8 protein-coding genes and 5 pseudogenes are annotated in these 12,147 nt (G+C 41.5%); 8 read left to right on the top strand and 5 right to left on the bottom strand.

Features of this window, described 5'->3' with window-relative positions; all coding sequences use genetic code 11:
• Positions 1-148: 148 nt before the first annotated feature.
• The 7 genes and pseudogenes from JUI58_RS16995 to JUI58_RS17025 all read left to right on the top strand — a co-directional run.
• Entirely contained in the window at positions 149-640 is a 492-nt protein-coding gene (locus tag JUI58_RS16995) for a pentapeptide repeat-containing protein (protein WP_204104993.1), read from the top strand.
• A 223-nt stretch (positions 641-863) separates the two neighbouring features.
• Positions 864-1,802 (top strand): annotated as a pseudogene (locus JUI58_RS17000) (ribonucleotide reductase N-terminal alpha domain-containing protein); the annotation flags it as partial.
• Between the two features lie 273 nt (positions 1,803-2,075).
• Positions 2,076-3,440, top strand: a pseudogene (locus tag JUI58_RS17005) (ribonucleoside-diphosphate reductase subunit alpha); the annotation flags it as partial.
• A gap of 89 nt (positions 3,441-3,529) precedes the next feature.
• A pseudogene (locus JUI58_RS17010) lies at positions 3,530-3,685 on the top strand (ribonucleoside-diphosphate reductase); the annotation flags it as partial.
• 304 nt (positions 3,686-3,989) lie between these two features.
• A pseudogene (locus JUI58_RS17015) lies at positions 3,990-4,202 on the top strand (ribonucleotide-diphosphate reductase subunit beta); the annotation flags it as partial.
• Between the two features lie 110 nt (positions 4,203-4,312).
• On the top strand, positions 4,313-5,182 hold the full coding sequence (locus JUI58_RS17020; protein ID WP_204104998.1) for an HNH endonuclease signature motif containing protein: 870 nt from the start codon (positions 4,313-4,315) through the stop codon (positions 5,180-5,182).
• A gap of 116 nt (positions 5,183-5,298) precedes the next feature.
• Positions 5,299-5,964 (top strand): annotated as a pseudogene (locus tag JUI58_RS17025) (ribonucleotide-diphosphate reductase subunit beta); the annotation flags it as partial.
• Positions 5,965-6,285: 321 nt separating this feature from the next.
• Here JUI58_RS17025 and JUI58_RS17030 read toward each other — a convergent pair.
• The 4 genes from JUI58_RS17030 to hppD all read right to left on the bottom strand — a co-directional run bounded on the left by JUI58_RS17030 (position 6,286) and on the right by hppD (position 10,520).
• On the bottom strand, positions 6,286-7,080 hold the full coding sequence (locus tag JUI58_RS17030) for a glutathione S-transferase family protein (RefSeq protein WP_204104999.1): 795 nt from the start codon (positions 7,078-7,080) through the stop codon (positions 6,286-6,288).
• Between the two features lie 113 nt (positions 7,081-7,193).
• Positions 7,194-8,630 (bottom strand): NCS2 family permease, encoded by a 1,437-nt coding sequence (locus JUI58_RS17035; protein ID WP_204105000.1) that lies wholly within the window; start codon positions 8,628-8,630, stop codon positions 7,194-7,196.
• Positions 8,631-8,734: 104 nt separating this feature from the next.
• Positions 8,735-9,397 carry an SHOCT domain-containing protein gene (locus tag JUI58_RS17040; RefSeq protein ID WP_204105001.1) on the bottom strand — a complete coding sequence of 221 codons (663 nt, stop codon included), beginning with the start codon at positions 9,395-9,397 and terminating at the stop codon, positions 8,735-8,737.
• 82 nt (positions 9,398-9,479) lie between these two features.
• On the bottom strand, positions 9,480-10,520 hold the full coding sequence (gene hppD, locus JUI58_RS17045; RefSeq protein ID WP_204105002.1) for a 4-hydroxyphenylpyruvate dioxygenase: 1,041 nt from the start codon (positions 10,518-10,520) through the stop codon (positions 9,480-9,482).
• Positions 10,521-10,568: 48 nt separating this feature from the next.
• On the opposite strand from hppD, the gene JUI58_RS17050 reads away from it, so the two are divergent.
• Positions 10,569-11,156 carry a hypothetical protein gene (locus tag JUI58_RS17050; RefSeq protein WP_204105003.1) on the top strand — a complete coding sequence of 196 codons (588 nt, stop codon included), beginning with the start codon at positions 10,569-10,571 and terminating at the stop codon, positions 11,154-11,156.
• A 44-nt stretch (positions 11,157-11,200) separates the two neighbouring features.
• Here JUI58_RS17050 and purN read toward each other — a convergent pair whose 3' ends face one another.
• Positions 11,201-11,878, bottom strand: coding sequence for a phosphoribosylglycinamide formyltransferase (purN, locus tag JUI58_RS17055; protein ID WP_204105004.1), 678 nt, complete (start codon positions 11,876-11,878; stop codon positions 11,201-11,203).
• Positions 11,879-12,147: the final 269 nt, after the last annotated feature.

Raw genomic sequence — 12,147 nt, forward strand, 5'->3', positions numbered from 1 at the left:
CTGCATCCAAAGTGGAGTTGCTCCAGCGTTCCACTGGACTCATTTGTAAACAGGAAACGAAATTCGCTGGAGCAACAGGTATTTGTTGATGCTCGTTTCCTCCCCAACCTACTTCGTTGAGGTTGGGGTATCCACTCATATATTTTTGATGAAATACGCCATTGCTTTTTGGTCTGTTGCGATCGCGATCGCCATTTTCTTATTTCCAGTTGCGGCGATCGCCGGGAGTTCTTCCTTAATTCGCGCTTACGATGATGAGGTAATATCGAGCAAAGATTTTGCCGGTCAAAACCTACAAGAGGCTGAATTTGCCGGTGCCGATCTAAAATCTGCTGATTTTAGTGATACCGATTTACGCGGTGCTGTTTTTAATGGCTGTTCTTTGATTGATGCGAATTTTCACGGTGCGAATTTTGGTAATGGTATTGCCTATCTCAGCAACTTCAAAAATGCAGATCTCACCGAGGCTATTTTTACAGAGGCACTCATGTTACGCTCAGTGTTTGACAATGCCAAGATCGAGGGAGCCGATTTTAGTTTTGCCATTCTCGATCGCCTGCAACAAAAACAGCTTTGTCAGAGAGCATCAGGGGTTAATTCTAGCACGGGAATTGCGACCAAAGACTCTTTAGGATGTTAAAAAAGTTGAGTAAAAAAAGTTAGGATCGTAGTTCCTACATAATCAACCACCGCTATTCCATCAAAGATGACAATAGCGGTTTTCGGTAAATATTAAACATTAGAAACCTAGACATAGCGACACTATGTATAGTGTAACACAGATTTATTTTTTGTTATCAAACTCTACTCGTAGCGTTTTATCCGATACACTGAGAAACCGAGTAGAAAATACGGGCTAAAAAATGCAACAGACCCCATCAGTAGTAACCCGTCTTGGTCTAGGGACGGAAACGCTTCCTAGTCTAGGGACTTCGCCAAACCATGCCAATATTCAAGTTATCAAGCGAGACGGCACCACCGCATCCCTTGACGTTTCGAGAATTCGTAAAGTAGTTGAGTGGTCTTGTGCGGGAATGGATGTCAACCCCATTACCCTAGAAGCAGGATTAAAAACGCGACTGCGAAATGGCGTGACGACACGAGAAATTCAAGATAATCTCATCAACTGTGCTTTAGAAATGTGCAGTCCAGATGACCCAGACTGGCGTTATGTAGCGGGGAGGCTACATATTTGGAGTTTGTGGAAGGATACCCTCGTTTCGCGGGGCTATCAATATGGAAATTATGCTCAAACCGTCCAAGCTAATGTTTCTATTCATCGTTATAACGAAAAAATTCTCACTTATACTCCAGAAGAATTACAGGAAGCTGGGTCTTGGATTAACCCCGAATGGGATACAGATTATGATTATGCGGGGGCAGTATTATTAACCAAACGTTATTTACTTCCCGATGAATTGCCTCAAGAAGCCCTACTAACCTGTGCCTTATTATTAGCTTCTGTTGAAGTTCCAGAGAAACGTTTGATTTGGGCAAAGCGTTTTTATGAAGCGATCGCGCAACGGAAAATATCTCTGGCTACCCCTATTCTGGCTAATTTAAGAGTTCCCAACGGATCGTTATCCAGTTGTTTTATTGTGGCGATCGAAGACAATTTAGAATCCATTTTTAGGGAAATCACCAATACTGCCAGAATTTCTAAAAATGGGGGTGGTGTTGGGGTCAATGTTTCCCGCATTCGATCGACAGGAAGTTGGGTTATGGGTAAATTTAATGCTTCTGGGGGGGTTATTCCTTGGATTAAATTGCTCAATGATACTGCGATCGCCGTTAATCAGGGTAAACAATACTGCCCCATTGTGATGTAAATCACATTGAAAACTCCTTTAATTGCTGGAAACTCTGTTAAATAAGCGCACTTTAACAGACAATCAGCAGCCAAGCAGAGTAAAAGTTTACTCTGAAGGTTCAACGACCAGAGCGTAGCTCGTACCCTCAAGCGAGGGGAAATGGGGAGAATCCTACGGGATTATGATATGGTCTGATCTGCCGAGCGATCGGTAGCAGTGGGTAAACCACGGGTTGAGAAATAGCGAACTCAGCCGAACATTATGGGAAAACGCGCGGGGGCTGTTACAGTAAGTTTAGATATTTGGCATCTTGACATTCCAGAATTTCTGGAGATGCAAACGGAAAATGGCGACCAAAGAAGGAAGGCTTATGATATTTTCGCCCAGTTAGTTGTTTCCGATGAATTTATGCGTCGGGTACAAAATAAAGAGATGTGGAGTCTTGTCGATCCTTATGAAGTGAAAACTAAATTGGGGATTGATTTACCCACTTTATGGGGGAAAGAATTTGAAATCGCTTACGAACAAGTAGAGAAAGCAATAACTACTAATAAACTCGTACTTTATCAGCAAATTAATGCGCGAGAACTGTTTAAAATGGTCATGCGATCGCAAGTTGAAACAGGAATGCCGTATTTGTGGTTTAAAGATACAGCAAATCGAGCTAATCCTAACAAGCATGAAGGTTATATTCCAGGGGGGAATTTGTGTCAAGAATCCTGGTCAAATGTGCTACCAGGGAAATTAGCTCACACCTGCAATCTCGACTCTCTCAATTTAGCTAATCTTGAATTGGAAGAACTCCCTGAAATTTGTGAAACAGCAGTACGTTTACTAGACAATACCATTGAAATTAGTCATGCACCCTTTCAAGATAGTGCCGATCACAATCAGCATTATCGAACAATTGGAGTGGGTTGTATGGGGTTAGCAGATTGGTTAGCAAAACATCGCCTCTCTTATACGGATTTACCTTCCATTAGTCATCTTTTTGAAGATATTGGTTATTATTGTACTCATGCTTCGATGGAATTGGCAAAAGAACGAGGTGCTTATCCCGCTTTTAAGGGGAGTGAATGGAGTAAAGGGAATTTAATTGGGGCGAAACCTGTAGAATGGTTTGTGGATAATGCCATTCAAAAGGAACGCTGGGTTGAACTTTCTCAAGATATTAAAACCTATGGCATTCGTAATAGTCATATTACCGCGATCGCCCCTAATACTTCTTCTTCTCTTGTTCAAGGTTGTACTGCCAGTGTTTTACCTACTTACAGTCGCTTCTTTTATGATAAATGGGCAAAAGGGACGGTTCCCATTGCACCTCCTTTTATTAAAGAATACTTCTGGTTTTATTCTGAAAATAAAACCCTAGAACAAACTAAAGTAGTGAAGGCGATCGCCACAATTCAGCAATGGATTGACACGGGGATATCAATGGAATTACTGTTTAATTTGAATCAAGGGGTTTATTATCCTGATGAACCCGATCGCAGCTTGCAAGCTAAGGATATTTTTGAGACTCTGATGTTAGCATGGCAAGAAGGCTGCAAGGCTATTTATTACATTCGCACTGTGCAAAAAGATAACTTCAAGGAAGCAGATGATACTTGTTCTGCTTGCGCGAATTAAGGAATTAAGATCGAGTTAAACTGAAATGAACCTTATTAATGCTATATTAATAAGGTTCATTTTGTTTTTTAGAGAATATGAGCCAATTAATGCCCGTTAATCCTATTTTTAATCCTAATGGCGATGATGCGATCGCCAATCGATCTGTCTGGTTTGGTAATACTACGAACCTAATGCAATTAAACGATGTTCGCTATCCTTGGGCTATTGGATTATATCAACAAATGAGAGAGAATTTCTGGGTTAAATAGGTAGCCCAGATTAAATCCCTTGAAAACGGTGAAACTCTGTTGTCTATATTTTGCGAGAAAATTTGCTATACTCAAACAGACAATACCGTGCCAATCTTGCTAAAAAGCGAGAAGGTGTAACGACTATCGAAAAGCAGAATATTTCTGACTGAGTAGAGTAGACAGTAAGCGATTGACTGTCGAAGCGGGGGACTCCTTTAGAGATTAAAGGATGATGATATAGTCTGATCTATTTGGTGACAAGTAGCAGCTTGAATAAAGCGGGTTAGGTATAGCGAGCCTAATTGAACATTAATGTCCGCAGAAATTAGATTTGACTCAAGATATTGTTGATTACTGGAATTTAACACCAGAAGAACAATATGCGTTTGATGGAATTCTATCTTATTTAACGTTTTTGGATTCTGTTCAAACTTGCAATCTTCCTCATATTAAAGCATCAGTTACTGCCCCAGAAATTAGCCTCTGCATGGCAGAACAAATTTCTCAAGAGGGAATGCACAATCAGAGTTAAATGATAGCTCCTTCAGTCGGAAACGGCTGTCGAAAACGCCTTTAATTGCTGGAAACTCTCTATTATCAGGATATAATAGAGACAATCAGCAGCCAAGTAACAAAACCATGAAGCAAATTCCTTCACACCCAGAATATACATTGACAAAAGACGGGGCAGTATTTAATAAAAACGGGAAGCAGTTAAAAGTTAACCGTAAAGGTTCTGTGCGAGTCAGTGTCAATCGAAAAATGAGGCTTTTGTCAGAACTACTGGCAGAGACTTATTTAGAGATGCCAGCCAATCAAAATTACTCAGTCATATATTTAGATGGTGACTGTCAAAATATTGGTTTGGATAATCTGATGTGGGTAGATAAAGATTATTCTCAGATCCAAGATACCTCTATTCTTTTAGATGGTTTGGAATTTCAGCATATCACTTGCATTGAAACTCACCAATACTACATTAGTAGCTCAGGATTGATTTTTAATTTTGCAAAGCAAAAATTTGTAAAAACCTGTTGTGATAGTATTGGTTATAAGAGATTTGCTTACTACTTTTGGGAATCGGATAAATTGGTAAAACGCACCATTGCTGTTCATATCCTAGTTTATCGAATTTTCAAAGGTAATTATGATAATGCGAAATTTGAGATTAATCATATTGATGGGAATAAGATTAACAATCACATTAGCAATCTAGAAGTTGTTGACCATACTGAAAATGTGAATCACGCAGTTAGAAAGGGGTTTAAAGCTACTAAGTACAATCAGAAACATATCGACAAAATAGTTCAGATGTTAAAGTCTGGATATTCTTGGACTGATATTTTCGAGTTGTACTTAAAACCCGAACTAGGCTTGCGTAAAATACAGGCATTTTCTTTTATCAATGGAATTTCTAACAACAAAGATGCGTTTGTGGAAAAATGTAATAATGCTGGTTTTGTTAAAGGTTCAACGACCAAAGCGAAACGCTTGTACACTGTAAGCTAATGGCAGTGGAAACGGGGCGAACCCTACGGGGTTAAGATATGGTCTGCTCTATCCGGTGACGGATAGCTGTGGTTAGTCCACGGGGATGGACTTGCGAACCATCTCGAACACTCAAGTATCAATACATAATTGAAACGATTATTCCAGCAGAAAGACGCAACAATGTTTATGAGTTTTGGCGCAGCGATCGCGTCTTATTAGGTCGTTGTGAATTTATTGCGGGTTTATATCAGCAATATGTTGATAATCCTACTCCAGAGAACTATTTTGTGGCTTTGATCGCTGATTTTATTTTGGAGGGATTATATTTTTACAATGGTTTTATCTATTTTTTTAATTTAGCATCGAGAATGTTAATGCCTGGAAGTGCGGATATTTTCAAAATGATCAATCGAGATGAGTTGAGTCATGTTCGTTTGTATCAGAAGATTATCCCAGAAGCCATGCAAACTTTTGTCCATTCAACCGATCAAATTTATGAGATGTTTGACGCAGCCGTAAAACATGAATGCCTTTGGACTAATCATATTGTCGGTAATCAAATTTTAGGGATTTCTGAAGCGAGTACGGAACAGTATACGAAATATTTGGCTAATATTCGTCTGCGATCGCTGGGTTTAGATGCTTTATACCAGGATGAAAAATATAAAAAGAGTCCCTATAGCCATTTAGAACGATTTTCTGATACAAAGAAAGAAGCGCATACAAAGGCTAATTTCTTTGAAGCAGGAGTTACAAGTTATGTGATGTCGTCTGGGGTTAGTGGTTGGGATGAAATTTAGGATACAATTTAACTGGTGATATTTATTGTTTCACTAATTTAGGACTTACGCATTAACGGGCAAGATGCCCGCACTACCATAGCCAGAGAATACAGTAGGGGCGCAATGCTTGCGCCCAGCGTCTCGCTACCTGCGTAAGTCCTAAGCTGTTAATCATTCAAATTTCTGGCTCGATCTAAGCTGTCAAAAGGGTTCAGCCTGTAAAATCGGCGCTTTAAATGCGTAACAGCTTATCATTCATCTAATTACCAGAAAAAATTCCCTTACTCTACTATTGTAGAAAAAAGGGAAAGCATTAATGATAATTTACTCTGATTTTAGTTAATCAATGTCAATATTTTTGGGAGGAGAATCAACATTCGCATCCTTAGCAGTTAAAGGCTGACGAAATTGCTCGTAGAGGCGATCGCGCCAAGTGAAGAAAGGTTCGTAAGTGCTATTATCTCCCAATCCAGGAATGCCCTTGCCTTGAAATTCTTCAGGAATAGCCAAATAGTTGCCCTCGGGAAACTTGATCAGGACGCTTAAGGCTGCTACCGTTAAATCCGCTAGAGTTGGCGTATTTCCCACCAAATAAGGACGATTTTCCAAGAGCAAACAGAGTGCCTCTAAATCCTGTTTGAGTCCGGTTTCTGCGTCTTTAACAGCATCTCCTCCCAAACCAATACCCGCCCCCAAGATATCTAACATATCTCCCGGTAGCGCCCCGACAATGGTTTTCACAAAATCTGGCGTGTTTTTTGGCAAAATTGAAGTGCGGAAGTTTTGGTTCTTATTGAGTGCGCCAATAAAGGCTTTGCGTCCCTTTAAACCAATAGACTCATCCGCCCATTCTTCCATCATTAAACACAATCCTTTCTCTCGAGGATCGCTAGGTAAAATTGGGCGATCGGGGTATTTGCGTTCCAAATAAAAAGCAATTTCCGTAGAATCGCAAATATAGGTTTCTCCATCTTTCAAGACCGGAACCTGGCGCTGTCCGGACTTTTGGAAGAGTTCTAACTGTCCAACTCCTGGAGTAACTTCAATCTTGCGATATTCTAGGCCTTTGTAGTCAAGGATCAGCCTAACTTTCTCGGAGTATTGCGATAACTCGAATTGATATAACTCCAGCATTTTTAGTTAATTGGTAAACAGTAGGTGGAAGGCAAGAGGGAATAGGCAACAAGCAAGAGGGAATAGCTTAAAAGTTGCTGAATAATCCTGAAACTTGAATTCCTGATTCCATCTTAGCCTATCGCAAATTTGAGAATGAAGAGGGCGGCTAAAACCCACATCCCGATTTTAAGTTCGTGGGATTTCCCTTGGAAGGTTTTGATGAGGGGATAGGCGATCAAACCGGCGGCTAATCCTTCGGCGATCGAGAAACTCAGGGGCATAATCAGGATGGTTAAAAAGGAGGGAATGGACTCTGCGGGGTCATCCCAGCGAATTCTGGCGGCACTTCCCATCATCAGGACTCCGACAATGATTAAAGCGGGGGCTGTGGCAAAGGCGGGAATGGCTTGCAAAAAGGGAATAAAGAGAATGGAGAAGGCAAATAAAACGGCAGCAACCACGGCGGTAAAACCACTGCGCCCTCCTTCCGAGACTCCAGATGCGGATTCGATATAGGTGGTGACGGTGGAGGTTCCTAGGACAGCCCCCGCAGTTGTTCCTATGGCATCGGCCATAAAGGCCCGGTTTACATTGGGAAATTCTCCTTTTTCGTTGATATACCCGGCTTTCATTCCCAAACCCGTGAGGGTGCCGATGGTGTCGAACAGATCAACAAAGAAGAAGACAAAAATAACTGAGATTAACTGCCAAAAGTTCACTTTTAGCACTTCTCCTAACCCGACAAAGGCTTGCCCGAATAAATGTACGGGTACCGAGGGGACGGCGACAAGACCTTGGGGAGGTGGGGAAATTTGTAAGATCCAGCCTAGGACTGCGGTGGCTAATATACCCCATAAGAGTGCGCCTTTGATGCGACGGGCAATAAATGCGGAGGTGATGAATAGTCCCGCGATCGCCATTAAGGTATTGGGATTGCTCAAATCTCCTAAAGTGGTGGTGGTGACGGGGTTGGTGACGATTAAGCCTGCACCTCCGGTTTCGGGGTTGCCGGATAAGCCGATATAGGCGATAAATAAGCCGATTCCCGCCGCCGTTGCGTGTTTGATACATTCGGGGATGAGGGCGACGATGAGGGCGCGGAGGTTGGTAACGGTGAGGATAATGAAGATAATGCCTTCGATGAAGACGGCGGCTAGGGCGATGCGCCAATCAATGCCTAGGGTTAAAACGACGGAAAAGGCGAAGTAAGCATTAATGCCCATGCCAGGGGCGAGGACAAAGGGATATTTGGCATAGAGTCCCATGACGAGGGTGGCGATCGCGGCGGAAAGTCCTGTGGCGATCGCCAATTCGCTAAATAAATCCCCAGATTCTTGCAGGAAAATGGCGTTGGAGAGAATCCCTGGATTGACCACCAGGATATAGGCCATGGTTACAAAGGTGGTAATCCCGGCGATAATTTCCGTGCGAAGGTTGGTGTTGAGTTCGGCAAAGTTAAAATATTGGGCGATCGCGTTAGAATTTGTTATTGTTACAGTTTCTTTTTCTGGGGCGATCGCGTTGTCTTCTGAAGAAGGAATGGGAGGTTTTTCCGTTTCTTGAGTCATAGCCGATGAGTTAAGCGTAAACAGCAAACAGTTTGAGTAAACTGTTAACGGTAATCAAGAATCGGCTCGGGTGTTGTTATGTTAGATACGATTGTTAGTTAATTTTAAATTTCAGACAGAATTTTTCTCTTAGTTTCGTCAAATTCTGCTTGAGAAATCAGCCCGCGATCGAGCAGTTCTTTCAGTTTAGCCAAACGTTCTACGGGTGTCTCGTTTTTAGAAGCACCTGAAGAAGACATATTTTCTTGTTCCCCTTCTTGAGATGCTGCTGTTGCCATATCTTGAATTTCTTCATCTTTCATGCGATCGGGATTGAAGTCTTTTTTAGCTTTCTTGACCATGTTTTTATAGAGGTCTTTCATGGTATCTTGGTCAAGATTTCCTTCTGTCTCGAAGTAGGCTTTCGCGACATTACCCAGGGCAATTGTGGAAGCAAACATAAAGGGAGCCGAAATAAGACCGCCAAAACCAGGCAGAATAATTTTTGCGGCTGTCGTTGCGATACGACTTCCCACCAGAGAAAGACCGACGGTTGCCGAAATTTGTAAAACTAGGTTTAAGGCTGATTCTCGAGTAACATCAACGCCTTTTGCCCGTGCAATACTAATGACCATTCCCACATGAAGGGGAATAACGGCAATAATTTCACTACCTGGAATCGGAATAATGGTTAAGGCCGCCGCCGCATAGCTGTACTTTTCAATCAAAGAATTGAGAGAAGCATCATCAGAAATTTTGAACAACTGGTTTACCAAATCTTGCAGCATGATTAAGGCTCCTAAAAAAGGATGAATTAAGATCTAGCACGTTCAAGGCGATCGCCTACTTATTAATATTATAGCATTCATTTTATTTTTGTTCTATTTTTTTAGATTCTCTTTCTATTTGTTCTCGTTCGATCGCTTCAAATAAAGCGCGAAAATTACCTTCTCCAAACCCTTCTGCTTGGTAGTGGCGTTCGATAAATTCAAAAAAGAAGGTGGGTCGAGAAAAAATCGGTTTGGTGAAAATTTGCAGTAAAAATGGCATATTTTCTTGCAAGGAAGACTGGCGATCGATTAAGATTTTTTGTTGTTCGAGTAGCGTAAATTCTTGTTCTGATAAAAGTAAATTTTCGGATTGGGAACGAAGTTGTCGATAGTAAGTTAAAGGAACATCTAAAAAGTTTACTCCTGCTGCTCGCAATTTTGCAATTTTGTGTAAGATTTGATGCGTTTTTAAGGCAATATGTTGAACGCCGGAGCCATTATTTTCATTTAAAAACTCTTGGATTTGTGAATTGATAGAAGTTGGTTCATTAATAGGAATTTTAATGCCACTTTCGGGATGTACCATAACCTGAGAAAGCAAGCCCGATCGCGCAGTTTGAATATTAAAAGTTTGTTGACATTCAAAGCCGAATACAGCTTTATACCAATTAATTATCTTCTTTAATTGACCTGTTTCTACATTAAAAACAACATGATCGATCGCTTCAAAAAATACAGGATGATGATTTGAGAAACTTGGCTTTTCTCTGGCAGAAAATAAGGTGTGGGTGATGCCAATTTTACTTTGTATTTGACTGCAAAGCCGATCGCCTTGCTTTTGGATAGGAGTCAGAATTGTACCGCCGTATTTTTCCACCTTAGTTAATATTGCAGCCAAATTTGCAACCGTAAAGCTAACATCAGCAACACCAGGAGGATGTTGTTTTAAATAGTTAGCAACGGGACTGGACTGAGTGAGAGGAGAAGAGAGGGAAAAAACGATCGCACCACTGCGAATAATTTCCGTCTGAGTATGAGAATTATGCGAAGAGGCGATCGCCATAAATCCCATAACTTTGACAAACCAATCTCGCCATTGTTTTGCATCTTCGACATAGAAACAAATTCGTTCAATTTTCATTAGTTAGACCAAAATAACAAAATGGGATAGGGTTTAGATGGAGAATAAATGCGATCGCAAATAATGGGGAGTATGGGTTTCTGGATCGGGTGGGTTGTTACAACGTTTTTAGGATTTCTGCTGAGTTTATTGTTTGTTGAAGTGGGGGAAATTCCCGACGTTACCGCAGTATATGGGGCGATCGGTGGGGGAATTATTGGCTTAATGCAGGGTTTGGTCTTATTTCGTCACGTCGATCGCCTACGAGAATGGATTTTAGTCAATGCGATCGCCGTTGGAATGATGTCCTGGATGGGGTTGGGGGCGATCGGTTGGGTCGCCCCGAGAACTGATTTTTTAGTCATCCGCTTAACCTATGGAATTGTTTTGGGGGCGATCGCCGGGATCGTTTCGGGGACAATGCAAAGTTTTGTTTTGCGACATACTATTCCTTTCCCCTGTTTGTGGGCTGTATTGAATAGTGTCTGTTGGGGGTTTAGTTTGGGGGTGGGATGGACGATCGGGGGGATTTTGCGATCGCTAACCCATCTCTATCTTAGCGAGGCGATCGGATTAGGACTCACTTGGATTTGTTCGAGTACAATTATGGGATTTGCACTGATGAGTTTACTCCAATGGCAAAAGCGATTGGAGTAGAAATCATGTACTATTTATTTGCCAATAATGCAGAGTTGCTGCTTTCAAACCAGAGGATCGGTATTTTGTAACCGTTTTGCAGCTAAGGCGATCGCTGGGGGAAAGATATGATGTTCTTGAATTTGAATGCGAGAGTGAAGCGTTTCGGCAGTATCATCGGCTAAAATAGGGACGACAGCCTGCATGAGAATGGGTCCGCTATCGACTTCTAAACAAGCTAAATGGACGGTGCATCCTGTCACTTTTACCCCTGCATCTAAGGCTTGTTCAACGGCTTTAATTCCAGGAAAACTGGGGAGTAAACTGGGGTGAATATTGATGACGCGATCGCGAAAAGCATCGAGTAAAGTCGAGGTGACAATTCGCATCCAGCCTGCCATAATCACCCAATCGGCTTGATATTCTTGTAAGGTTTTAACAATAGCAAAATCTAATGCTTCTCGGCTTTTGTAATGGCGATGATCTAATAAAACGGCGGGAATTCCAAGATTTTTTGCTCGTTCTGCGGCCTTAGCTTTAGGCTTATTATAAATAATAACTTGAATGCGGGCATTAAGTTTTCCTGCTGCAATGGATTGCGCGATCGCTTCAAAATTACTCCCGCTTCCAGACGCTAAAACTCCTAAATTTAAGGTTTCTTCGAGTTGAAATTGTTCTGGAATAATGGGAGGAGAAATTAAGACAGAAGTATTCTGGAATGTAGGTGTAGTTATTTCTACCATAGGAAATTTAACGAGTTAGATTTGAGCGATCGTGCTATACAAAATAATATTACGTCCTTTTTTAAGGAAAATTTGTGATTCCCGAATCACGATATCATAAAGAGGATTGATAGAAAAGGTCAGGAACCTCAGCCTAAAGGCATGAGGCTTGAAAGAGAAATCTAACAGGCCGTTCTGACCAGACTAAGTACCCCGCGTACTACGTTATTTTAGTCACGACACCTTGGAATGCGAAGCTAGTTCCCTGCCCTGTCGTTAGCAGTTAAACA

The organism is Spirulina sp. CCY15215, from assembly GCF_016888125.1.
Lineage (GTDB): Bacteria > Cyanobacteriota > Cyanobacteriia > Cyanobacteriales > Spirulinaceae > CCY15215.

Bases quoted from the DNA above. Each gene is read 5' to 3' on its own strand.
- JUI58_RS17050 (WP_204105003.1), top strand. From the start codon at position 10,569: ATGCGATCGCAAATAATGGGGAGTATGGGTTTCTGGATCGGGTGGGTT.
- JUI58_RS17020 (WP_204104998.1), top strand. From the start codon at position 4,313: ATGAAGCAAATTCCTTCACACCCAGAATATACATTGACAAAAGACGGG.
- JUI58_RS17035 (WP_204105000.1), bottom strand. From the start codon at position 8,630: ATGACTCAAGAAACGGAAAAACCTCCCATTCCTTCTTCAGAAGACAAC.
- hppD (WP_204105002.1), bottom strand. From the start codon at position 10,520: ATGAAAATTGAACGAATTTGTTTCTATGTCGAAGATGCAAAACAATGG.
- purN (WP_204105004.1), bottom strand. From the start codon at position 11,878: ATGGTAGAAATAACTACACCTACATTCCAGAATACTTCTGTCTTAATT.
- JUI58_RS16995 (WP_204104993.1), top strand. From the start codon at position 149: ATGAAATACGCCATTGCTTTTTGGTCTGTTGCGATCGCGATCGCCATT.
- JUI58_RS17040 (WP_204105001.1), bottom strand. From the start codon at position 9,397: ATGCTGCAAGATTTGGTAAACCAGTTGTTCAAAATTTCTGATGATGCT.
- JUI58_RS17030 (WP_204104999.1), bottom strand. From the start codon at position 7,080: ATGCTGGAGTTATATCAATTCGAGTTATCGCAATACTCCGAGAAAGTT.